This window comes from Ruegeria sp. CF4, assembly GCF_056537345.1.
The window spans coordinates 1,267,799-1,291,584 of record NZ_JBQFRJ010000001.1 but is presented as its reverse complement, the minus strand read 5'-3'; the positions used below and the strand labels follow the sequence as shown (position 1 = coordinate 1,291,584).

Here is a 23,786-nt window from a genome sequence, read left to right as displayed (position 1 = left end):
CCTACGTTTGCCCGCCTAGTTTGCAGGCTGAGACCGAGGGTGAATAAATCTATCACGCTTGCTCGGTCGCAATCTGATGATTAGTCAATCTAGAGCTTGGACGCTTGGAACCTCAAATGTCGCTCTTAGAAGACGGATTGAGAGTAAGCGTGAACGGGATCAATGGGTTAGGCAAGTGGCAGGCTTAAGTCGTTTGTGGTGATATCGCTTGATCTGGTTCATTGTGCTCTAGGTGTCTTGCAACACGAACCGGGACGTTGATGGCGACTAGCGCACTAAATTGTTTATTGTAAGTAATGCGTTATGCAGTGCGGAAAATGCGCTGTTCGGGTTTTGGGGCGATCCGTTGAACAAAATGACAACGGTCTCACCATCAGAAAACCGAAAAACTGTGGTGAAAATCCCCCGAAGGTTGCCCCAATGAGTCAGATGCTGACCGTTCTCCCCTATCCAAACATGCCAGCCAGAGGCGTAATAATCGACGCTCTGCTCGCCTGGTGCTGGGTTTTCAAACAAAGGTTTGGGAGCTGAAGCAAATGACCAGATTGCCTGGGCGTTGCCTAAAGCTCCACCAGCAATACCCAGGTTCGAAATCCAAATATGTTCTGTTTCAGCGCTCTGCACGCGCCTCCAACTGTTGCCGTGCGACTCCCAATTGGAACCGACCATGCCATAGAGGCGAACCTCGGCTGTCTCGTACATTATGTCGTCAAGGGTTTCATGCTGCTCAGGCGCAAGCAAGTCGTTTAAGAGGCAAAACCCAACATTTGAATACGCCGTTTTACTACCTGGATCATGATCGAGCAGCATGGTCTCCCACGTTGCGCGGGCGATTTCGGCGCAGCTTGCTGAATTGTCGAGACCAACCCGTTCAGGGGCAAAGATAGGGTCGAAACTGATATTTCTATCAAATCCTCCTCGGTGTGCCAGAAGGTCTCGCGGAGTGATCTGAGCGGCACGCGGATCGCGGGGTCGTGGGAGATCGATCAGATCGACGATTGGACTGTCCAAGTCGATCTGATCGTTGCTTGCTTTTTTGATCAGTGCAGTTGCTGCAATCGGTTTAGTGATCGAAGCCAGATAAAATGATTGTTCCGGTGACATGGCCGTATCGTTCAGTGGGTCCGATACGCCAAACGCTACAATTTTAGGCTGTGTCGATGACGAGCCGTATGCCAAAACCGCACCTGGAATTCTATGAGCTTCAAGAAAAGATGCAACAATATCTTCTGTGTCGGTGGACGGATGGGTTCGATCAGTCAACGCCATTATTACAAGGGCAATAACAACGAAGATAGCAGCCCACCTCAACCTCGCCCTACGGGTGTTGATCATTTGGTTCCTGTGTTACTGGGCGATCAATCTTGTGCCGTCCGCAATATTTGGACTCAGATATCAGCACGCTGATCCAAACTAGTTCAAACATCCAACTCCTCAACAAACCGCGCGTTTTCCTGAATGTACTGGAATCGCAGTTCGGGTTTCTTACCCATCAGGCGCTCGACCAGGTCGCCGGTCTCGCCGGGTTCGTCCTCATCAATCGTGACGCGGATCAGTTTGCGGGAGGCCGGGTCCATCGTGGTTTCTTTTAGGTCCTTGGCGTCCATTTCGCCCAGACCCTTGAAGCGGGACACGTCGATCTTGCCCTTGCCGCCCAGGCCTTTTTCCAGCCATTCGTCGCGCTCGGCCTCGTCCAGACAATAGACGCGCTTGGCGCCTTGGGTCAGACGATAGAGGGGCGGGCAGGCGAGATAGAGGTGACCCGCGTCGATCATCGGGCGCATCTGGGTGAAGAAGAACGTCATCAGCAGTGAGGCGATATGCGCCCCGTCCACGTCCGCGTCGGTCATGATGATGATCTTGTCGTAACGCAGGTCGTCGACGTTGAACTTGGTGCCAAGGCCGACACCGAGCGCCTGTGTCAGGTCATTGATCTCGGCATTGGTGCCCAACTTGGAACTGGCCGCACCCAGCACGTTCAGGATTTTACCGCGCAGGGGCAGCAGGGCCTGCGTTTTGCGGTCTCGGCCCATTTTGGCGGACCCGCCCGCCGAGTCGCCCTCGACGATGAATAATTCCGTGCCGTCCCGTGTTGAACTACTACAGTCCACCAACTTGCCGGGGAGACGAAGTTTCTTAGTGGCGGACTTACGTTGTGTTTCCTTCTCGGCCCGTCGGCGCAGACGTTCCTCAGCCCTCAGGATGAGGAAGTCCAAGATAGCGCCGGCGGATTTCGTATCGGCGGCCAGCCAGTTGTCGAAATGGTCGCGGACCGAGTTTTCGACCAGCCGTTGCGCCTCGACCGTAGCAAGGCGATCCTTGGTCTGGCCGACGAATTCCGGTTCACTGATGAAGCAGGACACCAGCGCACAGCCGCCGGTGATCAGGTCATCACGGGTGATCTGGCCTGCCTTTTTGTTGTTGATCAACTCGCCGTAAGCCTTGATCCCCTTGAGGACTGCAGCCCAGAACCCCGCCACGTGCGTTCCGCCTTCGGGGGTGGGAACGGTGTTACAGTAGGACTGGATGAACCCGTCGCGCGAGGGGGTCCAGTTGATTGCCCATTCGACCTTGCCCGGGGTGCCGAACTTTTCCTGGAAATCCACGGTGCCAGCAAAGGGCTGCTCGGCATAGGTGGAGGAGCCGTTCATGGTTTCTTTCAGATAGTCAGAGAGCCCGCCGGGGAAGTGGAACGTGGCCTCGGTTGGCGTTTCGCCGTCATCGATGGCAGATTTCCAGCGGATTTCGACGCCCGAGAACAGGTAAGCCTTGGAGCGGATCGATTTGAACAGCCGCGCCGGTTTGAACTTGTGGTGGCCAAAGATATCCGCATCCGCGTGGAAGGTCACAGTGGTACCGCGCCGGTTCGGGGCCGCGCCGACTTTTTCAACGGGACCTAATGGGATACCGCGCGAGAAGCGCTGTTCGAACAGCTGCTTGTCGCGCGCCACCTGCACGACCATCGAATCCGATAGCGCGTTAACCACCGATGCGCCCACACCGTGCAGACCGCCCGAGGTCTGATAGGCCTTGCCCGAGAACTTGCCGCCCGCATGCAGGGTACACAAGATCACTTCCAGCGCTGACTTGTCGGGAAACTTGGGGTGCGGGTCGATCGGAATGCCGCGCCCGTTGTCTCGCACTGTCAGGGCGTAATCGGCATGCAGCTCCACCTCAATCCGGTTGGCGTGGCCCGCGACCGCTTCGTCCATCGAGTTGTCGAGGATTTCGGCCACCATGTGGTGCAGCGCGCGTTCATCGGTGCCGCCGATATACATGCCAGGGCGTTTGCGCACCGGCTCCAGCCCTTCAAGCACCTCGATGGACGAGGCGTCATAGGTGGCGGTCGCTTCTGGCGTCAACAGATCGTCGGGCATGGGTGCTGCTCTTGTTTTTGAGTTTCCCCTATTATGGCAGGTGATGTGGTCCGGGGGAAGAGGGGCGCGAAGTGTTGTGGGTGTTTTGGACTGCGATTGGTCTGAGCAGCTTTTGCGGCACTGAATCAACCGCTTGTTGCGATACGCGAGAACGGGACTTTGTAAGCACGCTTAGCCTCCGCTTTAAACGCTCTTGAACGTTTGCTTTTAGGCGATTTCCGGACGGGCTTTCAGAACACTTAAGAAACTAGATTCGATGGACTGAGGAGTTCACTCTTTCTCTTCAATCAATAGCTCTTCAATCAGAACACACAAAAGTTGCGTTCTCGATTTAACATTGGCCTTTCTGTAGATGGAGTTGTTCTGCGACTTAATTGTGCCCTCACTGGTCTCACGCAATTTAGCTATCTCTGCGACAGACAAACCCTTCACAGTGAGTAGCGCAACATCTCGCTCCGCGCCGCTCAGATTCCAGCGATCGAATTGTAGCTCCAGCATCCGGAAAAACTCACCCTGAGCCATCTGCAGATTGTGCTTGATCTCCTGGTGTCGCAGCAAAAAAAGTTTGTGGCTCTGCCAGATCAACACCCCCCCAATAACAAAGCCGAACAGGGTGATGAGCGCGGTGATTTCGTGCACCACCCAGCTGACAGAGAAAAGATAATATCCGGTGATTTCGCCAATCAATTCAACCGCAAACGCAAATGCGGAGATCGCATATATAGCGATCCCCACTTTGAACATGGCGTCCTTGTTAAACCATTCGTTCAAACCCGGGACTCACTTGCGGGCAAGTGGAAATATACCTTAGTCATCATCTCCTTCACCATCGTCACCTTCGCCATCGCTCTCGCCGCCGTCGTCGCCTTCGCCGTCGCTCTCGCCGCCGTCGTCGCCTTCGCCGTCGCTCTCGCCGCCGTCGTCGCCTTCGCCGTCGCTCTCGCCGCCGTCGTCGCCTTCGCCGTCACTTTCGCCACCGTCGTCGCCTTCGCCGTCACTTTCGCCACCGTCGTCGCCTTCGCCATCGCTTTCGCCGCCGTCGTCACCTTCGCCGTCGCTTTCACCATCGTCGTCACGCTCGCCATCATCGCTTTCGCCATCATCGCCTTCTTCGTCGTCGCGTTCGCTGTCATCACCTTCGTCGTCATCTTCTTCGTCATCAAATCCTTCATCATCATCTTCATCGTCAAAATCTCTGTCGTCGTCTTCTTCGTCATCGTACTCATCGTCACGCTCAGATCGATCGCGGACGATGGTTCCATCTTTTCCCAATACCACTTCTCTCTCGATCCCAGGCCCAGTTGCCTCAAAGCGGAGATTTCCAAAAAGCGTGTTCGTTATTTCAATTCTCTGGAAACCTTGTTCCGTAAGCTCGTTGATGACGTCTTGTTTGGTGGTTTGCGAGAGTGCTGTTGTAGCCATCAAAACAAAGGTTGTCGTAAGACCCATAGTTTTCTTGTTCATGTTCCTATCCTCAACGATTTTGCTGATTAAATTAGACCACTCGCCGCTGAAGCTGGGAATATAACTTTGGATGGTTTCGCCATACTTGAACCAAAGATCTATTTCCTCAACGATAGGGGATAACGCACGTAAAGTACTAAGGTGCGGGTTTGGAGAGCCCTAGGAGATCTGGCAAGGAAAACTCTTGCAGGCGCGCTCGGGGTGATCTGAATATTTTAACCAACAGTTTAGTTGAAGGTAACGCCAAGGACATGCCCGAAGCCAAGAAGTTCGAGAAGCTTTTCTCCACTCCAATGATGCGATTTGAAGTGCCCAACAGCGCAGCATTAAATGCGGCGTTGTTGTTTGAGGCAGAAAAGATGCGTGAGGAAGATGAAGGCGTCTCAAAGTCCAATCGAGGGGGGTGGCACTCACGAGGGAATCTCTTTGAACGCGATGCGCCGGCCATTCAGACTTTGCGCGACGCGGCAAAAGATGCGGTGTTCCAGATAACACGAAAGGTCTCAGATAAGGTTGAGCCGGATGAACTCCGCCTGAAACTGTTCGGCTGGATGAACGCCAATCCCTCCGGCGGTTACAATGCACCACATACGCACCCCGGAGCGCATTGGTCCGGTGTTTACTATGTCTCTCAACCCGAGGTCGAAGATGGTTCCTCTGGAATGATCGAATTTCTCGACCCTCGGAATGAGTTGCCTCATTGGCGGATACTTGAGGCGAGTGCATTTCGGAACAAAAAGAAGCTGCGCCCATCTCCGGGTGAAATGATCCTTTTTCCATCCTATCTGACCCATTGGGTCCACCCAAATCAAAGCGAGGATAGCCGTGTAACTGTTGCGTTCAACGCAACTTTTCGTCGTCCTAAGCCAGGCACGCTGAAAATGTCAGAAAGTAAGTAGTTCTTCATTCTGCGCATACGATATCTAACGGATACTTGTCGAATTCGTCTCGCCACCTGCTCAAAGCACTCCTAGTCTGCGGACATCAATCAGTCACGACAACAGGAACCCAAATGAGCTGGATCAAGACCATACCCTATGCCGAGGCGACGGGCAGGCTGCGCAAACTCTATGACCGGGTCACCGGCCCAGACAACAATGTGGACAACATCATGATGGCGCACAGCCTGCGCCCGCACTCGATGGAAGGCCATATGGCGATGTATAAGGCGGTGCTGCATCATTCAGGCAACGCGATCCCGAAATGGTTTCTTGAGGTGCTGGGCGTGTGGGTCAGTTCTCTGAACCGATGCGGGTATTGTGTCGAGCATCATTTCGCGGGTCTGCAGCGGTTGTTGCAGGATGAAGCGCGAGGGAACGCGATCCGGGCGGCGATTGAGGCAGGCGAGCCGGGGCAGGCGCCTTTGGACGCGGCGCAGGTTGCTGCGATGGATTATGCACGCATGCTGACCGAAGCTCCGGCGGATTTGATCGAGGCCGATGTTGAGCGTTTGCGCTCCGCTGGTTGGGGTGAGGGGGAAATTCTGGAGATCAATCAGGTCTGTGCCTACTTTTCTTATGCCAATCGCACAGTTCTGGGGTTGGGGTGTTCAACAAAAGGGGATGTGCTGGGGCTGTCGCCTAACAATTCGGATAATCCCGAAGACTGGGGACATCGGTGAGGTCGGAGCGAGGGGCCAGCCCCTCGCGCTCCCCGGGATATTTCGGGCCAGATGAAGAGGCGGATCAGGCTTTTTGTGCCCAGCGTAGGATTGACTGGGCAAGTGGCTCAGGTTGCTGGTGATGCAGCCAGTGATCGGTGCAAGGGATCGTGATGCGGGTCAGATTGGGGGCGAAGCGTTCGAGGCCGTCGGTGGATTCGGGCAGAAGGGCGTGGTCTTCGGGGCCCCAGAGTAGCAGGTGAGGGCAGGTGACCTGCAAACGGTCGAGGGGAAGGTTGGGGAGGTCTGTGCGTGGTTTGTCGGGCTCTGCCACGATAAGCGGCGAGGCGCGGTACCAGTTCAGCATCGCATTCAAGCGACCGGGGCGGGCCCATTCGCGGCGGTAATCCTCCATACGTGTATCTGACAACCAATCGAGCCCCGTACCGTGCCTAAAAAAGCGCTCGAGTCTGGCGAAATTGTTGGCTGAGAAATGCTCTGCGGATGCGGGCGCGCGGAGTTGGTTGATATATTGCGACGCCTTAGATTGTGCGCCGCCAGCCGCCATTGCACGCTGGAAAGGAGCCGGATGAACGCCGTTTGCGATGATCAGGTGACTGACCAGATCCGGGTGAAACATCGCCAGTCCATAAGCGACTGACGCCCCCCAATCGTGACCAAGGACATGGACGGGGTGGCCAATGCGTTCAATCAACGCCGCCATGTCGGAAGTCAGCTGCGAGAGCTTGTAGTTCTCAACCCCTTCAGGCGTCCAGCTTTGACCATAGCCGCGTTGATCCGGGGCGATGCAGTGGAAATCATGAGCCAGATGCGGGGCTAGGTCCGCCCATGCACCGCCGTATTCCGGGAAACCGTGCAGCATCAACAGCGGCGGTAGGTTGGCTTCGCCCCAGTGGCGGAGAAAGAATGGCTGACCGTTGAGCATCACGTGTTCGGTTCGCATGGAGTGCCCCCTGAATGCGCCTAAAAGGTAACTCAATTTGACACCAATCAAAGCGAAAACCAGCAGTTTCTGATAGCACTTGGCCAGACAGTGAAGCCAAGGAGAACATGCATGGATTCAGCGCCCCAGACCCCCCAGAACGCGTCTCAAATAAAGGTTGTTCCTTCTAAGCAGCCAGAAGCGAATGCGCCGAGCCCCGAGAAGATCCGCCAGGCTTTTGAAAGTGGGAAATACCCCTATGTCCGTAAGCTGGCACGCAGAACCTATGAGGCACAGAAGGCCGAGCTTCAGGCTGAGCTGCTGAAAGTTCAGCTGTGGGCTCAGGAGACCGGTCAGCGCTTTGTGTTGTTGTTCGAGGGTCGCGATGCGGCTGGTAAGGGCGGCACCATCAAGCGTTTCATGGAACACCTGAACCCGCGCCAGGCGCGTGTAGTTGCCCTGAACAAGCCGACTTGGGAAGAGAAGGGCCAATGGTATTATCAGCGCTATGTGCAGCAACTGCCGACCGTGGGGGAAATGGTGTTCTACGACCGCTCCTGGTACAATCGCGCGGGTGTTGAGCGGGTGATGGGGTTCTGCTCGCCCAACGAATATCTGGAATTTATGCGCCAGACGCCCGAGCTTGAACGGATGCTCGTGCGTTCGGGCATACAGCTCTATAAATACTGGTTCTCGGTTACGCAGGAAGAGCAACAGCGCCGCTTTAGAAGCCGGGAAACCGATCCCCTGAAACAGTGGAAACTATCGCCGATCGACAAGGCCAGCTTGAGCAAATGGGACGACTATACCGAGGCGAAAGAGGCGATGTTCTTCTATACCGACACCGCAGATGCGCCTTGGACCATCGTCAAGTCGAACGACAAGAAACGTGCGCGTCTGAATTGTATGCGGCACTTCCTGTCGACGCTGGATTATCCGGACAAGGACCGCAAGATCGTGGGTGAGCCCGATCCGTTGATCGTCGGTCAAGCGCATCATGTAATACATCGCTCGGATCATATCCTTGGCACCGCGCTGCATCCGGATGCCAAGGTCGGCTGACCTTTCCAGACTAAGTCGATCAAAGCCATCGCCCGCAGGGCGGTGGCTTTTTGTTGCTGATCGGTAAAGTCTCACTGTGAAATAAACATGATCCGCTCTTGTCTATGCCAAAGGGCAAGCCTAAGGCTGGCAGCATGAAGAAGGTAATGACATATCCTGAACATTACCGCGCTATTGCGGTTTTGGGTCTGCCACTGATCGGCGGGCATCTGGCGCAGTTCGCTATCGGCCTGACCGATACCATCATGCTGGGGTGGTACGGGGTTGAAGCCCTGGCTGCGGTGACGCTGGCCAGCAGCTATTACTTTGTTCTGTTTCTGTTTGGCGCGGGGTTCGGTTGGGCGGTTATGCCCATGGTTGCGACCGCTGCGGCAGAGGAGAATGAGACCAGCATTCGTCGTTCGACCCGAATGGGACTGTGGCTGTCGTTGATCTATGCGGCGGTAATGATGCCTCTATTGTGGTGGTCCTATCCGATGCTGATTGCGTTGAAGCAAGAGCCGCAAGTTGCTGAAACGGCTTCGGAATACCTGCGTGTTGCCGGCTGGGGTTTGTTCCCGGCGTTGCTTGTTATGGTCCTGAAATCCTATCTGGCCGCGCTTGAACGGACGCAGATCGTGCTCTGGATTACTGTCGTTGCCGCTTTGGTCAATGGCGTTACGAACTATGCACTGATCTTTGGTAATTGGGGCGCGCCGGAATTGGGAGTGATCGGTGCCGCCATCGCCTCGGTCGTGACGCAGATCGTATCGCTGGTCGCGGTGGTGATCTATGCGGTGCGGGCGCTTCCGGAACACAGCCTGTTTCAACGTTTCTGGCGTCCGGATTGGGAGATGTTCTATAGCGTGCTGCGTCTGGGTGTGCCGATTGGTCTGACCACGCTGGCAGAAGTGTCCTTGTTTGCCACTTCCGCCATTATGATGGGCTGGTTGGGGCAGGTCCCGCTGGCGGCGCACGGGATTGCACTCAACCTCGCCTCGGCAACATTCATGGTGCATCTGGGCCTTTCGAACGTGGCGACAATCCGGGCGGGCAATGCCTTGGGTCGTCGGGATCGCGCCCATCTTGAGAAGGGTGCGATTGCAGTGACCGGTATGTCGCTGGTGATGTCGGTCCTGACGGTCATATTGTTCCTGACCTGCGCCGAGCCGTTGATTTCGCTGTTCATGGAGGCGGATGATCCGCAACGTCCGCAAATTTTGGCAATCGGCGTCGGATTGCTGGCGATGGCGGCCCTGTTCCAGCTGGTCGACGGTGCGCAGGTGATTGCGCTGGGTCTGTTGCGCGGGTTGCAGGACGCCAAGATTCCGATGGTGATGGCCGCGCTCAGCTATTGGGTTGTGGGTATCCCGGCGTCGTATTTCTTTGGCTTTGTTCAGGGGCTGGACGGGATCGGCGTCTGGCTGGGTCTGGTGCTGGGTCTGGCCTGTGCCGGAGTGCTGCTGATGGCGCGGTTTTGGTTGCGCTCGGTGCGCGAAGTAGGGCCGGTGGTCGCTTAGAATTCAGCCCTTCGCAATACGATCCGATTTTTTGCGCACCAATACCGAGCGCAGATCGTGCATTGCCATCAGGAGCGCATCCGTAATCGCTTCCAGTTGCTCATCACTGGCTTTGGACTGAGCCCATTGCGTGGTCAGATTCAGGTGATCAATCGCGCGATGGATATCATCGATATCGCGCCGGGCTAAGAGGGCCTTGCGCTCCTCCATCCAACGGGTGATCGCAGCCTTGTCGGCTTCGCTCAGCGCGCGTTGCCCGTGTGGTTTGACCTCGCCATTGCGAATATTGATGACGGCGATCTGATCCATCTCGATCCGGCGCTGACGGTTTTCCGTGTCGATCCGGAACACCGCTGCACCGTTTTCTCGAACGCGAAAGTAATATTCGGGCAGGGCGGTGGACATCGGAACCTCAGCTGAGCGATGCGCAGAAGCGCTGGATGCGGGTGCAGGCCTCGGTCAGCGCCTCGTCAGAGGTTGCATAGCTGATGCGGAAGTTCGGCGACAAGCCAAAGGCCGCTCCAAAGACGACAGCGACATCGGCCTCTTCCAGCAGCGCGGTTGCGAAAGCCTCATCCGTATCAATCATCGTACCTGCAGGCGTCGTCTTGCCGATCAGGCCCGCGATTGATGGATAGACATAGAAAGCGCCTTCAGGCGTCGGGCAGGTGATGCCGTCGATCTGGCTGAGCATATCGACCACCAGATCACGGCGGCGTTTGAATATCTCGTTGTTGGGCGCAAGGAACGCCTGAGTACCGTTCAGCGCCTCTACCGCGGCCCATTGGCTGACTGAGCACGGGTTCGATGTCGATTGAGACTGCACCTTGCGCATGGCTGCAATCAGTTCGACCGGACCCGCAGCATAACCAATGCGCCAACCGGTCATGGCATAGGCCTTGGACACGCCGTTGCAGGTCAGGGTGCGTTCGTAAAGCCCCGGCTCGACTTGCGCCGGTGTGCAGAATTTGAACCCATCATAGGCCAGATGCTCATACATATCATCGGTCATCACCCAGACTTGTGGATGCCGCATCAACACTTCGGTGAGCGCCTTCAACTCATCCCAGCTATAGCCCGCACCGGTGGGGTTCGAGGGTGAGTTGAAGATGAACCATTTGGTGTTCGGAGTAATAGCGGCTTCAAGCTGATCGGGCGTCAGCTTGAAACTGTTCTCAAGGCTGGTTTCCACCACTACCGGAGTCCCGCCTGCCAGCAACACCATATCCGGGTAGCTGACCCAGTAGGGCGCAGGGATGACCACCTCATCCCCTTCGTTCAGCGTGGCCATCAGCGCGTTATACAGCGTCTGTTTACCCCCGGTTCCAACCGAAATCTGGGCCGGTGCATAGTCCAGTCCATGATCCCGCTTCATCTTGGCGCAGACGGCCTGTTTGAGCTCAGGGATGCCGTCTGGCGCGGTGTATTTTGTCTTGCCTGCAGCGATGGCTGCAACGGCGGCGTCCTTGATGTTCTGCGGCGTATCGAAATCCGGCTCTCCGGCACTCAACCCGATGACATCGCGCCCGGCGGCTTTCAGTTCAGCCGCTTTGGCCGTCATCGCGATGGTGGGCGAGGGTTTGACGCGCGACAATGTCGCAGACAAGAAACTCATTGCAGGCCTCGGTTTGTATGTTGGCTTTGACTGTCATAGGGTGCGCCCGAATAACGATCAAGCCATATGGCAGTCGAGGATTGGAGACAGTGATGACCGACGAAACGGACTGGTTCGGCCCAGATACGGCAACCTTCGGGGACCGGGTCGCAGGTGCACGTGAGATCGCTGGAATGACTCAGGTGCAGCTGGCCCGCAGGCTTGGTGTGAAAAAAGCCACTATCGCCGCGTGGGAGGATGACTTGTCCGAACCCCGCGCCAACAAGTTGTCGATGATGGCCGGGCTGTTGAACGTCTCGATCATGTGGCTGCTGACAGGCGAAGGCGACGGCATGGACGCGACCAGCCTGGATGGGAATGCGGATTCGGAGCTGAGCGATCTGGTGGCCGAGTTGCGCTCTATCCGTGGCGAAATGCGTGCCAGCTCTGAACGTCTGGCCCGCGTCGAAAAAGCGCTGCGGCTGAAACTGGAACGTGATCAATGAGCGAGACACGCGAAAATCGGATCAAGCGCATGAAGATGCGCTCGATGCGCCGGGGCATCAAAGAGATGGACCTGATCCTGACTGCTTATGCAGATCGCAATCTGGCTGCGATGGATGAGGCGCAACTGGATCTCTATGATGCGATGCTGCATGAAAACGATCAGGACCTCTATCAATGGGTGACCGGCCAGGCATCTGCGCCCGCGCACTTAGCTGATTTGATCGCCGATATCTCTCAGACCTTTCAAAAATAAGGATTATTCCAACTTAACCGATTTTTTGGGAATTCGCGTCATCTTGCAAGAAACAGCGCGATTGAATCGGAGGATCGGATGAGTTTGGAAATGCAGGTCTCCGCGCCCGGAACCAAGGGGTTCATGACCAGTTATCTTGAGGCGCTTGCGCTGGTCGAGCGTCTGCACCGGCTGCTTCTGGATGTCATCAAGGATGAATTTGAACGGGTGGGCGTGTTAGAGATCAACGCGGTTCAGGCGCTGCTTTTGTTCAATATCGGCGATCATGAGGTAACCGCAGGCGAATTGAAAAGCCGTGGATATTATCAGGGCAGCAATGTCAGCTATAACCTCAAGAAACTGGTTGAGATGGGCTATATGCACCACCAGCGCTGCGAGATTGATCGCAGGTCCGTCCGCGTGCGATTGACACCGCGCGGTCGCGAAATTCGGGATATCGTGGCTGAGCTGTTCTCCCGCCACGCCACGGGGCTGCAGACAAGAGGTGTGATCGCGGCCGAAGGCATCGAAGATATCACGGATTCATTGCGCCGGGTTGAACGGTACTGGACGGATCAGATCCGTTATATCTACTGACCGGCTCGGCGAATTCTGCAGCAGGTAGATTGGGTGGAGCTTGGATTGATCCGTTTCAGCTCACCCTTTGTCCGAAATTCGGCGCTATAGGTTGATGAATACACGCCAGGCGGTCGGATCATTCTGATTGGTGCCGTCCAAGATCGCTGAGTTCCAACCCCTTGAGCTCTCTCTCCAATTTACGACGCATCGCGCGCTCGAAATCCTCGAAGCCAGCAGCGATTTCAAGAAAGGCACCGGGCCCGTGCAGGACATTGTCTTGGAAAAAGGGGATCAGGTCGATCTCACCTTCGAAATCCGCTGCGTTGATAACAAGACCATTGACGGTCATGTTCCTAAACGGAAAGTGCTTATAGGCAGTCAGCGGCCCGTAGCCGTCGTTGTTTTTGCCGTCGCCCGAGATGTCGATGGTCTGAAACAGGCACCGCGGCGCGCGTTGCATTAAGGTTGCCCCATAGGCCAAAGCATGCCCCATCGCGGTTGGGAATTCGTTTTCGGATCGATCTGAACGACCAATCCGCTCTGCAGCGGCAAGCAGATCCGAGGGTGTCTGAATCAATGTCCAATCAAGCAGCAAAGTCTGATTGAACCGGCCTGACCATTCATACGCTGCCAATGCAACGGGTTGTGGAGAAAGGAAGAAGGCCTCTTGCACCTCGGGTGCGATCAAAGCATTGGCCAGCCCCTTGCGCTGCAGCGCGTCTTCAGACGCATCGACCGAGGTTGAAATGTCCATTGCCAGCGCGAGCGCGAGGCGGCAGTGCTCGGCCCAAAGGGGGCTGCCCGTGATAGCCAACCCCAGTGTTCCCAGCCAACGGATCACCAGTGGCCGGTGCTTTCCATGCTGGCCCAGGGTTCCGCCGGTTCCAGCGCTTCGCCGTTCTGCAGCAGCTCTACCGAGATATTGTCGGGCGACCGCACAAATGCCATGCGCCCATCGCGCGGAGGGCGATTGATCACGACACCGTTGTCTTGCAGGTGCTGGCAGGTCTCGTAAATATTGTCGACACCATAGGCGAGGTGCCCGAAATGACGGCTGTCACTGGGCAATGCATCATCGCCGTCCCAGTTATAAGTCAACTCGATCGGGGCGTCCTCCTGTCCCGGCGGGGCGAGGAAGACCAAGGTGAACCGTGCCGCTTCGCTTTCATAGCGGCGTGTTTCTTTCAGCCCCAGAAGCTCATAAAACGCTATGGATTTCTCAAGATCCTTCACGCGGACCATAGTATGGAGGTATGTCAGCCCCATCGCGACTTTCCTTACATTGATAGTGATCTTCAGCACCTTAGCGCGCCTTCACCTCATGTCGAGGGGCAGCCTGGACACATTTCCGAATTTGCGCGCTGTGCCGCACATATCGCGGTTCCGGTGAAGTGTTGGCCGATATATAGTGGTAGGCGACTCATTGCTGGAAAGGATAATTTCATGCCTCTGTCTGCCGACCAACTGGCCGAGATCGAAGCTCAACGCGCACAGTCGAGCCCGACCCGCCGCGTCGTAGCCGAAGGTATGGAAGACCACTTGTACACGGCGCATCAGGTTCTGGATCACGGATTTGTCCGCGTCATCGACTACATGGGCGATGATGCCGCGATTTGTCAGGCCGCGCGCGTGTCCTACGGCAAGGGGACCAAATCGGTTCAGAACGACGAAGGCCTGATCCGGTACCTCATGCGCCACTGGCATTCGACGCCGTTTGAAATGTGCGAGATCAAGCTCCACGTCAAACTGCCGGTCTTTGTTGCCCGCCAGTGGATCCGCCATCGGACGGCGAATGTGAATGAATATTCAGCCCGTTATTCGATCTTGGATCGGGAGTTCTATATTCCGGCACCCGAACACGTGGCTGCCCAGTCCGAAGTCAACAATCAGGGCCGGGGTGATACGTTGCAGGGCGAAGAAGCCGCACGCGTGCTGGAAATCCTCAAGGCCGACAGCGCCCGCTGTTATGACAACTACGAGGCAATGATTGGTCAGGACGGTCAGCAGGGATTGGCGCGTGAATTGGCGCGAATGAATCTGCCTGCGAATATCTATACGCAGTGGTACTGGAAGGTGGATTTGCACAATCTGTTCCACTTCCTGCGCCTGCGCGCCGATCCGCACGCGCAATACGAGATTCGGGTCTATGCAGAAACCATGTGCAAGGTCGTGGCTGACTGGGTGCCGTTCGCCTATCGAGCGTTCGAGGATTACCGCCTGGGCGCGGTTAATCTGTCGGCCCAGATGGTCACCTGCTTGCGCCGGATGTTGGCGGGTGAGGCGGTTACGCAGGAAAACTCGGGTATGACTGCGCGCGAATGGCGCGAGTTTGAAGCCGTTATTCGCGAGGGCTGATTCCCGAGAAATAACAAAAAACTCGCGTCCCAGTGCGGGCGCGTGTTTTTGGGGTTTAACGGTTAACGGCCGGAAATTGGCCGCCAACCTTCTTATCCTTCCCGCCTTGGCGGGCCTTGCCTTATAGCGGCTTCAAATCAGCAGCCATCTGGCGGCCGTCACGTCCGTCCTGCAACTCGTACGAGACTTTCTGATTGTCAGCGAGTCCGGTCAGACCGGATCGTTCTACGGCCGAGATATGAACAAACACATCTTTGCCACCCTCATCAGGCGCAATAAAACCATAGCCTTTGGTCGTATTAAACCATTTCACGGTGCCGGTTGGCATTTCCCGTGTCTCCTTCTACTTTCACGTTGTCCCACAAATTGGTGGGGGCAGTGCTCCGACAATACCACAACACATCACTGTTCGCCCAAACGATACAGCCCGGATTGCGTGTTTCGTCTTTTTCAACATTGCACGGTGAAGTAAAAAATCAAGAATAACCGAGGCAGGCCAAGTGGTTTGCCCGAATTTGCAGCAAATACAGGATCAGCCAAAATATGCGCCTATATGGGTTAAAGAACTGTGACACTTGCCGTAAGGCATTGAAAAGCCTTCAAGATGCGGATTTTGTTGATGTGCGGGAACAGGGCGTGCCGGAAAATGTAATGTCACAGGCGTTCGAGATTTTCGGCAAAGCTTTGCTCAATACCCGCTCCACAACCTGGCGTGGACTGGATGAGGACACGCGCAATCGCCCGGTGCTGGAACTTCTGGCGGATCATCCGACGCTGATGAAGCGTCCGCTGATCGAGAATGACGGCCAGATGTACTTGGGTTGGACACCTGAAACCCGTAAAGGGCTTGGTGTTGCCTGAACAACTGCCTATGTGACACGGGGCAACAGACGGAGACCTGTTTATGCGCAATGCAGCCATGATACTGGGCGTGATCGCCGGGCTGATCGGAATGATTGTTGGATTTTTCGGCTACGGCTTTGTGGCTTTCGTCGATTGGTTCGGTGAAATCGAGGGCATCGCCGAGCAGGTGGACAACCCCGGCCTGATTCAAACCGCGTCGATTGTAGCGCCTTTGCTGGCGATTGTCGGCGGAGCGATGGCACACGCCCGTGCCCTCGTCGGGGGCATATTGTTGATATTCTCGGCAGCGGGGATGTACTACGCCTTTGGTTTTGGCGTCTTCACGATGTTCCCGATCGCATTTGCGGGCGTCGCGGGTGTGCTTGGGCTCGCCGCGGGAAAGCCGGACGAGCCCAAGGTGCATTTCTGAGTTATTTCAGGCGTAGGACCCGGTCCAGCGACAAGGGACCTGCGCCGTTGATCACGATTACCAGCATCAGGAAGCTCCACATCACCCGCTGATCCATCAAGGTGATTGCGTTGTCGAACAACCCGCCCAGTTTGACCCCATGGCCAACCACGTCGGTGAAGGTCTGCACCCAGATGAAGCCGATCATCGCCAGGGCCGCAACGCGGGTCAGCAGGCCGACCAGCAGCAGAACGGGCAAAACAAACTCCGCTACCGTGCCGAAGAAGATCACGATACGCTGGAAGAATGTCATTTGGGTGACGTCATACAGAACGGCTTCGGCAGCTTTGGGGAAAATCTGACCGAAAGCGCCAGCCGAAGGCGAAAAGATCGAGCCGTCGATCTTAAGTGTCGCTGAATTCCAGTAATAGACAAACAGAACCGCGACGAAGATCACCCGTGCCAGAGTCGGTGTCAGCCAACCCGAGGAGTGGTCCACCTTTTCCATCGCGGTGTTGTAGGTTGATATCAGGGCAGTCATGTGTCCAGCCTTTCGATAGTCACAGAAGTTATTGCACCGCCCTGTAAAAGCAGTGCCAGAGTGGTTCCTAGATCGAACTCGGGCGTCTCCGCCACGGTTGCTTCGAATGCGTTGCCGATGGTCTGACCCGTTTGAATGCGCACGATCCAGGCAGCGCCACCTGCGGGCAGCAGATGGGGCGCAGGGTCATATTCAGGGCGCGTGATCAGAACATCCTGTGCTTCGGCCTGCGGTTTTGGCGCGCCGTCCTGCGTGTTGAACTGCCATATCGCATGAACCGGCCAATCCGAGCGCAGGACATGTACAGCGGGAGCCAGCACCAGCTTGGCCAGCATCAGATCCTCAGGTGGAATTGCCAGAGCTTCCGGTGCAATCGCCTCGCCGTCAGCAGCGTGATAGGATCGGCGCAAGGCCAGCTCCAGCCGGGCAACATCGGGTAGATACCCCAGATGCGACAGCTGCGGCATACTTTCCAGAAACGCGGGAAACTCTTCGCCGTAAAACATCATCAATGGCGAGGCAGGTGGGTGTTGTCGCAGGAAAATCCCGGCAAGCCCATCCATGTTCTGTGTACCCAGCAATTTGGTGATCACCGGGAAAGCCTGGTGCATCGCTTCGGTCAACGAAACAGCGACATTGTTGCGGTAAACGCTGAATCGGCGTCCGGCTGGTTGCGCTTCGGCGTCGAGCAATCCCTCAGGGATCGGCTGGTTGGCGTCCAGTAGGGCGCTGTGGAATGTTGTCTGGGACACACTCATGCGGGCACACGATCCAGGGCCTTTTGCGCGCGCTCGGCTTCTGCCCGCAGGATAGGCCAGTCGGGAACATCAGTGTCCCATTCGATAAGCAGAGGTTTAGGGCCAGACTGATCCAGAACATAGTCCAGCAGGGCCCAGACCGGATCGACCACCTCGCGCCCGTGGCTGTCGATAAGCAGGGGGCGACCATGGTCGTCCTCGTCCTCGTCATGACCGCCCAGATGGATTTCGCCGACCCGATCCAGCGGGTAGGCATCGATATAGCCTTGCGGCGAGAAATCCAGATTGGTGGCCGAGACAAAGACGTTATTCACATCCAAAAGCAGTCCGCAGCCAGTACGGCGCGCGATCTCGCGCAGGAAGTCGGGCTCGGACCAGGTGCTTTCCTCAAAAGCGAGATAGCTGGAGGGATTTTCCAGTAGCATTTGCCGTCCCACCACCTCTTGCACCTGATCGATATGATCACAGACACGCGTCAGAGTAGCGTCGGTATAAGGCAGGGGCAGCAGATCGTTCAGGAAATGGCTGTCGTGGGTCGACCAGGCCAGGTGTTCCGAAAAGCTGGCAGGGTTCAGCCAACCGACAAGATGTTTCAGACGAGCCAGATGATCGGGGTCCAACGGGCCTTCGCCACCGATGGAAAGGCCGACACCATGGACGGAAATAGGAAATTGTTCTGACAGGTGGCGCAGTTGCGCCAGAGGGCGTCCGCCGTCTCCCATATAGTTTTCGGCATGGATTTCCAGCCAAGCCACAGGCTTGGCCTGCTCAAGGATCTGCGAAAAATGCTGCGGTTTGTAGCCAACGCCGGGCGCCGCAGGCAACCGGTTCGATCTCAAAGCGTCATCCAACATCTGCAAATCCTCTGTTCGTAACGAAGGGGCGGGCGAACCTGCCCGCCCCTCGTAATTCATACGGACAGTCTTATGCCGGCAGGTCGCGTTCCAGCGGCTCGAGCGAGCCTTTGCGCGCGGTGCCGTTGGCTTCGGCCGGCAGTTCGATGTCGGCGCAGGTGCCTGCGTCAACCAGGGTCCATGCGTTGCCCTGATAATCGACGGTCGAGGTGCCCGCGCAGGTGGTGCCGGGGCCTGCGGCGCAGTCGTTCTGACCGGCCAGCGATACGCCATAGCATTTCTCTTTCGCTTGTGCGGTTGCGGTTGTGGCTACGCCCGATACGGCGGCTGCAACGGCGCTTGCGATAACCAGGGTTTTTGCGGTGTTCGACATCTCGAGTAATCCTCTTGCTGACTGTGTTTGTCTGCTTGTGACACCATTCAAGTTAGTGGCTTGATGGCCGTGTTTGAATTCACGAGCCCGTGTCTCACAAGCGCGTCAAAGATAGTCATGGCATCTTGCGTGTTAACAAACTGTTTTTGAAGGGGAAAAGTTGAAATATTTCAATCCGGCCCCGGGGGCGGGGCCGGAATCCCGGCAATATGATGCCGAATGTTACAGCAGATCAGGCGGAGTTGCCGCTTGGGAAAGCTCGTTTGTTACAGACTCAAGCGGTTGAACCTGCGTCTGTTTTTCGCCCAGACGGCGAACGCTGACGGTACGATCCTCGACCTCGCGGTGCCCGACGGCCAGAATTACCGGCACTTTGCCGACTGAATGCTCGCGAACCTTATAGTTGATCTTCTCGTTGCGAATATCCGCTTCTGCACGCACACCGGCGGCTTTGAGCGTCTCAACCACTTCGGCCACATAGTCATCGGCCTCGGAAGTGATCGAGGCGACGACGACCTGACGCGGGGCCAGCCAGAACGGCAGTTTGCCGGCGTGTTCCTCGATCAGGATGCCGATGAAACGTTCGAACGAACCAAGACAGGCGCGATGTAGCATGACGGGGCGGTGCTTGCCTCCGTCGGCTCCGACATAGGTGGCGTCGAGACGTTCCGGCAGCACGAAATCCACCTGGAAAGTGCCGCACTGCCAGTCACGACCGATGGCATCGGTCAGGACGAACTCCAGCTTGGGACCATAGAAAGCCCCTTCACCGGGATTCAGCTCGGGCTCGACACCCGCGGCGCGGGTGGCGGTCAGCAGCGCCTCTTCGGCTTTGTCCCAGACCTCATCGGAACCGGCGCGGGTATCGGGGCGGTCCGAGAATTTGACCTTGAAGCTTTCGAAGCCGAGGTCTTTGTAGACATCAGTCAGGAAACCGATGAAACGCGCGCATTCCTCTCCGATCTGGTCTTCGGTCGAGAAGATATGCGCATCGTCCTGCGCAAAGCCACGCACACGCATGATCCCGTGCAATGCGCCTGACGGCTCATAACGGGCACACGAGCCGAACTCGGCCATGCGCAGCGGCAGATCGCGATAGGATTTCAGGCCCTGCTTGAAGATTTCGACATGACAGGGGCAGTTCATTGGCTTTAGAGCGTTGACGGCCTTTTCGCGGGCGTGTTCCTCGTCGACTTCGACGATGAACATATTCTCCTGGTACTTCTCCCAATGACCGGAGCGTTCCCACAGCTTGCGGTCGACGACCTGAGGGGTGTTGACCTCGACATAACCACCGTCGCGTTGCTTGCGGCGCATGTAGTCCTGCAACTGCGTGTAGATGGTCCAGCCGTTCGGGTGCCAGAAGATTTGACCCGGGGCCTCTTCCTGCATGTGGAACAGGTCCATTTCGCGGCCGAGTTTGCGGTGGTCGCGCTTGGCGGCCTCTTCCAGCATATGCAGATGCGCTTTCAGCTTTTCCTTGCCGGTGAAGGCCACGCCGTAGATGCGTTGCAGCATGGCGCGATCGCTGTCGCCGCGCCAGTAGGCCCCCGCGATGGACATCAGTTTGAAAGCGTCGCCGGGCAGTTGACCGGTGTGCTGCAAATGCGGGCCGCGGCACAGATCCTGCCAATGACCGTGCCAGTACATACGCAGGGGTTCATCCCCCGGAATGGCCTCGATCAGCTCGACCTTGTAGGGCTCGTTATTGGCCTTGTAGAACTCGATCGCACGGTCACGGTCCCAAACCTCGGTTGTGACGGGATCGCGTTTGTTGATGATCTCTTTCATCTTTTTCTCGATGAGGCCGAGATCTTCGGGCGTAAACGGTTCCTCGCGGTCGAAGTCATAATACCAGCCGTTTTCAATGACGGGGCCGATGGTGACTTTGGTGGCGGGCCAGATTTCCTGCACGGCACGGGCCATGACATGGGCCAGATCGTGGCGGATCAGCTCGTTGGCCTGATCTTCATCCTTCATGGTATGGATGGCGATGTCGGCATCGGCTTCGATGGGCCATTGCAGGTCCCAGTGTTTGCCGTTGACGTTGGCCGATATGGCCTTTTTGGCCAAAGAGGTCGAGATGTCGGCTGCGACCTCGGCGGGCGTGACGCCTGCGTCATAGGATCGTGCGTTGCCATCAGGGAAGGTGAGTGAGACGGATTTTGAATCCAGGGCCATGGTCTGGCTCTCCTCGTCGGTTTGGCGCCCACTGAACGCCCGGTTGCGGGTTATGTGTGTTCGGCTGCTTTGGCAGGTGGTTGCGCTTGTGTCAAGGGTGGGTGCGAGGGACCAGCCCCGCGCGCTCTCCGAGGTATTTTGGGTCAGATGAAGAGGGGTCGGGGAATTGCGGAGAGTGCAGGGACGTGCATGATGCGTGGGAATAGTAGCGAGGGTTTCATGGCAGAGACAGAATTCCTGGAGACGGCGCAGGGGCGGCGGTTGGCGTACCATAAGAGCGCGGGGGCAGGGCCGACCATCGTTTTCTTAGGCGGGTTGAAGTCGGATATGGAAGGCACCAAGGCGGTGCATCTTGAGGCCTGGGCACAGGCGCGGGGGCAATCCTTCCTGCGGTTTGACTATTCGGGGCATGGTGAGAGTTCCGGTGCGTTCACCGAGGGCTGCATCGGGGATTGGCACGAGGATACACTGGCGGCCGTCTCGCGCCTGACCGAGGGCCCTCTGATTGTTGTCGGATCGTCGATGGGCGGTTGGCAGGCGTTGTTGTTGGCCCGTGTGATGCCAGAGCGTGTGGCCGGGATGGTGACCATAGCCGCAGCGCCGGATTTTACCGAAGACGGATATTGGGAATCCTTCTCAGACGACCAGAAAGCGGCTTTGGAAAACGAAGGCCAGGTTGAGCTGCCTTCGGATTACATGGAGCCGTACATTATCACTAAGCGGATGATCGAGGATGGGCGTCAGCGTTTGGTGCTCCGGTCGCCGCTGGAACTACCGTTTCCGGTGCGATTTTTGCAAGGAACGGCGGATACATCTGTTTCGACGCAGACAGCAGTACGATTGCTTGAACATGCGACAGGCACCGATATGCGGTTGCTTTTGGTAAAGGATGCCGATCACCGGTTTTCGGATGGTGTGTGTCTGGAGTTGATTGAGCGTGCCGTTCTGGATGTGATGGATGAGGCCTAATGCGGCGCTTTGGATGGGTCTTGGGGCGTGTGTTGCTGTGGCTCGTGCTCGTCGGTGGGCTGGTTTACGCCTTCGGGCCACGCGAGCAGATCGACCTGCATCCGCGTTTTGATCCGCGCAAGTTCGGCGAAGGGGTGCAGGTGTATTTCGAAAGCACCGAGGCCACCTATGATGACATTGTTCCCGGTACCGAAAAGCGGGTTGTCTGGCGGGACGGATTCTATGAACGCCGCACGCCCTATGCTGTCCTGTATCTGCACGGGTTTTCGGCCTCTTCTGAAGAGATTCGGCCCGTACCTGACCTCGTCGCGGACGCTCTGGGTGCCAATCTGGTCTATACCCGATTGCGGGGCCACGGACGCGATGGAGCGGCGTTGGGCAAGGCAACTGCTACGGATTGGATGCAAGACACAGCCGAAGGGTTGGCTGCGGCTCGGGCGGTGGGAGATCAGGTCATCGTGATGTCGACTTCGACCGGCGGCACTTTGGCTGCCGCTGCGGCTCTGGACCCGGTGTTGAGCGAAGACGTTGCAGCAATGATATTTGTTTCACCAAATTTTGGTGTGAACATGGTAGGTGCCTGGATCCCGACATTGCCTTGGGCGCGTAATTGGCTGCCCTTGCTGATGGGCGCCGAACGGGATGTGTCGGGACCTGACCCTGAAAAGAACCGATACTGGACAGTTGTTTATCCGTGGGAAGCAGTGGTGCCGATGTCAGTTTTAACGAAGGCGGTTTATGCACTGGATTTCTCGTCGGCTCAGGTCCCCGCCTTATTCTGGTTCTCGGATGACGATCAGGTGGTTCGACCAGATCTGACGCACAAGGTGGCTGAGGCGTGGGGCGGGCCATCGATGGTTCATCTGGTGGAAATGGGGCCGGGGGATGATCCGTCCTCACATGTGATTGCCGGGCGGCTGATGTCTCCGGGGCAGACAGATGCTGCGGTTTCGGGGATGCTTGGATGGCTTGCAGATCAGGGTATTGAGTGATGCGTAAACCCGGGAGCATGTGGAGTCTTGAGACCTTGGGCCGGGTGCGTCTGTCCAAGCATTTCTTTATGCGTGACTTCCTATATTCCGAGATCGGGAATTTTCACCAAAAACAGAACATCCCCGAAAACCCTGATCTCGCCATCGAGACAGGTCGGGCGTTCTGCGAGGCGTTGATGGACCCACTGGAAGAGACCTTTGGGCGGGTTGCTGTGCGGTCGGGTTATCGCTCTCCGTCCCTGAACCGGTTCGGGAATGAAAACCGCCTGAACTGTGCCCGCAATGACAATCCGCTGGAGTGCCATATCTGGGATTGGGGGCAGGGTGATGCGCGGGTTGCAGGGGCTTCGGTGGTGATCCCATGGTTTGCGGATCGCTACGCCGAGGGCCGCGATTGGCGCGATCTGGCCTGGTGGATGCACGACCATCTTGATTACTCCGAAATCTGGTTCTTTCCCAAGCTTTGTGCGTTCAATCTGGTCTGGCGACCCAAGCCGCAACGTCGGATCGACAGCTATATAGCGCCGCGTGGGTGCCTGCTGAGCGCGGGCGAAGAGCCGGATGAAACGCCGGAGCAGCGGCAGGCCCGGTATGCTGATTTCCCAACTTTTCGCGGCATTCAGTATCCCTGAATTTTGCGCTTGCCGCACACGC

At 56.8% G+C, this 23,786-nt stretch carries 28 protein-coding genes; 13 read left to right on the top strand and 15 right to left on the bottom strand.

Annotation, left to right across the window (positions count from 1 at the left end):
* Window positions 1-267: 267 nt before the first annotated feature.
* The 4 genes from ACR0NF_RS06435 to ACR0NF_RS06420 all read right to left on the bottom strand — a co-directional run bounded on the left by ACR0NF_RS06435 (window position 268) and on the right by ACR0NF_RS06420 (window position 4,841).
* Window positions 268-1,335 carry a serine hydrolase domain-containing protein gene (locus tag ACR0NF_RS06435; RefSeq protein WP_480777944.1) on the bottom strand — a complete coding sequence of 356 codons (1,068 nt, stop codon included), beginning with the start codon at window positions 1,333-1,335 and terminating at the stop codon, window positions 268-270.
* Between the two features lie 83 nt (window positions 1,336-1,418).
* On the bottom strand, window positions 1,419-3,377 hold the full coding sequence (gene parE, locus ACR0NF_RS06430) for a DNA topoisomerase IV subunit B (protein ID WP_480668171.1): 1,959 nt from the start codon (window positions 3,375-3,377) through the stop codon (window positions 1,419-1,421).
* 270 nt (window positions 3,378-3,647) lie between these two features.
* A complete protein-coding gene (locus tag ACR0NF_RS06425) occupies window positions 3,648-4,148 on the bottom strand; it encodes a helix-turn-helix transcriptional regulator (protein WP_480777943.1) in 501 nt (166 codons plus the stop codon).
* A gap of 36 nt (window positions 4,149-4,184) precedes the next feature.
* Window positions 4,185-4,841 carry a hypothetical protein gene (locus ACR0NF_RS06420; RefSeq protein WP_480777942.1) on the bottom strand — a complete coding sequence of 219 codons (657 nt, stop codon included), beginning with the start codon at window positions 4,839-4,841 and terminating at the stop codon, window positions 4,185-4,187.
* A gap of 251 nt (window positions 4,842-5,092) precedes the next feature.
* Here ACR0NF_RS06420 and ACR0NF_RS06415 point away from each other — a divergent pair, with 251 nt between their 5' ends.
* Together ACR0NF_RS06415 and ACR0NF_RS06410 are read left to right on the top strand one after the other, a co-directional pair.
* Window positions 5,093-5,740: a TIGR02466 family protein gene (locus ACR0NF_RS06415; protein WP_480658129.1), complete on the top strand. Its 648-nt coding sequence runs from the start codon at window positions 5,093-5,095 to the stop codon at window positions 5,738-5,740.
* A gap of 113 nt (window positions 5,741-5,853) precedes the next feature.
* Window positions 5,854-6,462: a carboxymuconolactone decarboxylase family protein gene (locus ACR0NF_RS06410; RefSeq protein ID WP_480658128.1), complete on the top strand. Its 609-nt coding sequence runs from the start codon at window positions 5,854-5,856 to the stop codon at window positions 6,460-6,462.
* Between the two features lie 64 nt (window positions 6,463-6,526).
* Here the strand turns inward: ACR0NF_RS06410 and ACR0NF_RS06405 are convergent, their stop codons facing one another.
* Window positions 6,527-7,405 (bottom strand): alpha/beta fold hydrolase, encoded by an 879-nt coding sequence (locus tag ACR0NF_RS06405; protein ID WP_480777941.1) that lies wholly within the window; start codon window positions 7,403-7,405, stop codon window positions 6,527-6,529.
* Window positions 7,406-7,516: 111 nt separating this feature from the next.
* Here ACR0NF_RS06405 and ppk2 point away from each other — a divergent pair, with 111 nt between their 5' ends.
* Both ppk2 and ACR0NF_RS06395 read left to right on the top strand, forming a co-directional pair.
* Window positions 7,517-8,446, top strand: a complete 930-nt coding sequence (ppk2, locus tag ACR0NF_RS06400) for a polyphosphate kinase 2 (protein ID WP_480470222.1) — start codon at window positions 7,517-7,519, stop codon at window positions 8,444-8,446.
* A 146-nt stretch (window positions 8,447-8,592) separates the two neighbouring features.
* On the top strand, window positions 8,593-9,945 hold the full coding sequence (locus ACR0NF_RS06395) for an MATE family efflux transporter (RefSeq protein ID WP_480777940.1): 1,353 nt from the start codon (window positions 8,593-8,595) through the stop codon (window positions 9,943-9,945).
* Between the two features lie 3 nt (window positions 9,946-9,948).
* Here the strand turns inward: ACR0NF_RS06395 and ACR0NF_RS06390 are convergent, their stop codons facing one another.
* Complete coding sequence (locus ACR0NF_RS06390; RefSeq protein ID WP_480470220.1) at window positions 9,949-10,350, bottom strand: hypothetical protein; 402 nt, start codon at window positions 10,348-10,350, stop codon at window positions 9,949-9,951.
* Window positions 10,351-10,357: 7 nt separating this feature from the next.
* Window positions 10,358-11,560 (bottom strand): pyridoxal phosphate-dependent aminotransferase, encoded by a 1,203-nt coding sequence (locus tag ACR0NF_RS06385; protein WP_480470219.1) that lies wholly within the window; start codon window positions 11,558-11,560, stop codon window positions 10,358-10,360.
* A 92-nt stretch (window positions 11,561-11,652) separates the two neighbouring features.
* Between ACR0NF_RS06385 and ACR0NF_RS06380 the strand changes: the two genes are divergently transcribed.
* The 3 genes from ACR0NF_RS06380 to ACR0NF_RS06370 all read left to right on the top strand — a co-directional run bounded on the left by ACR0NF_RS06380 (window position 11,653) and on the right by ACR0NF_RS06370 (window position 12,875).
* Window positions 11,653-12,045: a helix-turn-helix domain-containing protein gene (locus ACR0NF_RS06380; RefSeq protein ID WP_480470218.1), complete on the top strand. Its 393-nt coding sequence runs from the start codon at window positions 11,653-11,655 to the stop codon at window positions 12,043-12,045.
* Window positions 12,042-12,299 (top strand): succinate dehydrogenase assembly factor 2, encoded by a 258-nt coding sequence (locus ACR0NF_RS06375; RefSeq protein ID WP_480470217.1) that lies wholly within the window; start codon window positions 12,042-12,044, stop codon window positions 12,297-12,299. The genes ACR0NF_RS06380 and ACR0NF_RS06375 overlap by 4 nt, the downstream gene beginning before the upstream one ends.
* A 78-nt stretch (window positions 12,300-12,377) precedes the next feature.
* Window positions 12,378-12,875 (top strand): MarR family winged helix-turn-helix transcriptional regulator, encoded by a 498-nt coding sequence (locus tag ACR0NF_RS06370; RefSeq protein WP_480777939.1) that lies wholly within the window; start codon window positions 12,378-12,380, stop codon window positions 12,873-12,875.
* 118 nt (window positions 12,876-12,993) lie between these two features.
* Here the strand turns inward: ACR0NF_RS06370 and ACR0NF_RS06365 are convergent, their stop codons facing one another.
* Both ACR0NF_RS06365 and ACR0NF_RS06360 read right to left on the bottom strand, forming a co-directional pair.
* Window positions 12,994-13,698 carry a DUF1194 domain-containing protein gene (locus ACR0NF_RS06365; RefSeq protein ID WP_480667128.1) on the bottom strand — a complete coding sequence of 235 codons (705 nt, stop codon included), beginning with the start codon at window positions 13,696-13,698 and terminating at the stop codon, window positions 12,994-12,996.
* Window positions 13,695-14,123 carry a VOC family protein gene (locus tag ACR0NF_RS06360; protein WP_480471907.1) on the bottom strand — a complete coding sequence of 143 codons (429 nt, stop codon included), beginning with the start codon at window positions 14,121-14,123 and terminating at the stop codon, window positions 13,695-13,697. Before ACR0NF_RS06360 ends, ACR0NF_RS06365 begins: the two co-directional genes overlap by 4 nt.
* A 177-nt stretch (window positions 14,124-14,300) precedes the next feature.
* Between ACR0NF_RS06360 and thyX the strand changes: the two genes are divergently transcribed.
* Window positions 14,301-15,212: an FAD-dependent thymidylate synthase gene (gene thyX / locus ACR0NF_RS06355; protein ID WP_480470214.1), complete on the top strand. Its 912-nt coding sequence runs from the start codon at window positions 14,301-14,303 to the stop codon at window positions 15,210-15,212.
* Window positions 15,213-15,333: 121 nt separating this feature from the next.
* Here thyX and ACR0NF_RS06350 read toward each other — a convergent pair whose 3' ends face one another.
* Window positions 15,334-15,540 (bottom strand): cold-shock protein, encoded by a 207-nt coding sequence (locus ACR0NF_RS06350; protein ID WP_008758035.1) that lies wholly within the window; start codon window positions 15,538-15,540, stop codon window positions 15,334-15,336.
* Between the two features lie 215 nt (window positions 15,541-15,755).
* Here ACR0NF_RS06350 and ACR0NF_RS06345 point away from each other — a divergent pair, with 215 nt between their 5' ends.
* Both ACR0NF_RS06345 and ACR0NF_RS06340 read left to right on the top strand, forming a co-directional pair.
* The gene (locus ACR0NF_RS06345) at window positions 15,756-16,073 is read left to right on the top strand and encodes an ArsC/Spx/MgsR family protein (protein ID WP_480667126.1); all 318 of its coding nucleotides are present in this window, start codon (window positions 15,756-15,758) and stop codon (window positions 16,071-16,073) included.
* Between the two features lie 43 nt (window positions 16,074-16,116).
* On the top strand, window positions 16,117-16,485 hold the full coding sequence (locus ACR0NF_RS06340) for a hypothetical protein (protein WP_480470212.1): 369 nt from the start codon (window positions 16,117-16,119) through the stop codon (window positions 16,483-16,485).
* Between the two features lies 1 nt (window position 16,486).
* Here ACR0NF_RS06340 and ACR0NF_RS06335 read toward each other — a convergent pair whose 3' ends face one another.
* The 5 genes from ACR0NF_RS06335 to thrS form a co-directional block, all read right to left on the bottom strand.
* Window positions 16,487-17,005 (bottom strand): hypothetical protein, encoded by a 519-nt coding sequence (locus tag ACR0NF_RS06335; protein ID WP_480470211.1) that lies wholly within the window; start codon window positions 17,003-17,005, stop codon window positions 16,487-16,489.
* On the bottom strand, window positions 17,002-17,763 hold the full coding sequence (locus tag ACR0NF_RS06330; protein ID WP_480667125.1) for an HvfC/BufC family peptide modification chaperone: 762 nt from the start codon (window positions 17,761-17,763) through the stop codon (window positions 17,002-17,004). Before ACR0NF_RS06330 ends, ACR0NF_RS06335 begins: the two co-directional genes overlap by 4 nt.
* The gene (gene bufB, locus ACR0NF_RS06325) at window positions 17,760-18,617 is read right to left on the bottom strand and encodes an MNIO family bufferin maturase (RefSeq protein WP_480470209.1); all 858 of its coding nucleotides are present in this window, start codon (window positions 18,615-18,617) and stop codon (window positions 17,760-17,762) included. Before bufB ends, ACR0NF_RS06330 begins: the two co-directional genes overlap by 4 nt.
* Before the next feature lie 70 nt (window positions 18,618-18,687).
* Entirely contained in the window at window positions 18,688-18,990 is a 303-nt protein-coding gene (locus tag ACR0NF_RS06320; protein WP_480470208.1) for a BufA1 family periplasmic bufferin-type metallophore, read from the bottom strand.
* A gap of 222 nt (window positions 18,991-19,212) precedes the next feature.
* Window positions 19,213-21,171, bottom strand: coding sequence for a threonine--tRNA ligase (thrS, locus tag ACR0NF_RS06315; protein WP_480777938.1), 1,959 nt, complete (start codon window positions 21,169-21,171; stop codon window positions 19,213-19,215).
* A gap of 219 nt (window positions 21,172-21,390) precedes the next feature.
* On the opposite strand from thrS, the gene ACR0NF_RS06310 reads away from it, so the two are divergent.
* From ACR0NF_RS06310 to ACR0NF_RS06300, 3 genes are read left to right on the top strand one after another with little or no spacing between them, the layout of a single operon-like run.
* Complete coding sequence (locus ACR0NF_RS06310; protein ID WP_480777937.1) at window positions 21,391-22,140, top strand: alpha/beta fold hydrolase; 750 nt, start codon at window positions 21,391-21,393, stop codon at window positions 22,138-22,140.
* Window positions 22,140-23,132 carry an alpha/beta hydrolase gene (locus ACR0NF_RS06305; protein WP_480777936.1) on the top strand — a complete coding sequence of 331 codons (993 nt, stop codon included), beginning with the start codon at window positions 22,140-22,142 and terminating at the stop codon, window positions 23,130-23,132. The genes ACR0NF_RS06310 and ACR0NF_RS06305 overlap by 1 nt, the downstream gene beginning before the upstream one ends.
* Window positions 23,133-23,149: 17 nt before the next feature.
* Window positions 23,150-23,764: a hypothetical protein gene (locus tag ACR0NF_RS06300; protein WP_480777971.1), complete on the top strand. Its 615-nt coding sequence runs from the start codon at window positions 23,150-23,152 to the stop codon at window positions 23,762-23,764.
* The last annotated feature ends 22 nt before the right edge of the window (window positions 23,765-23,786 follow it).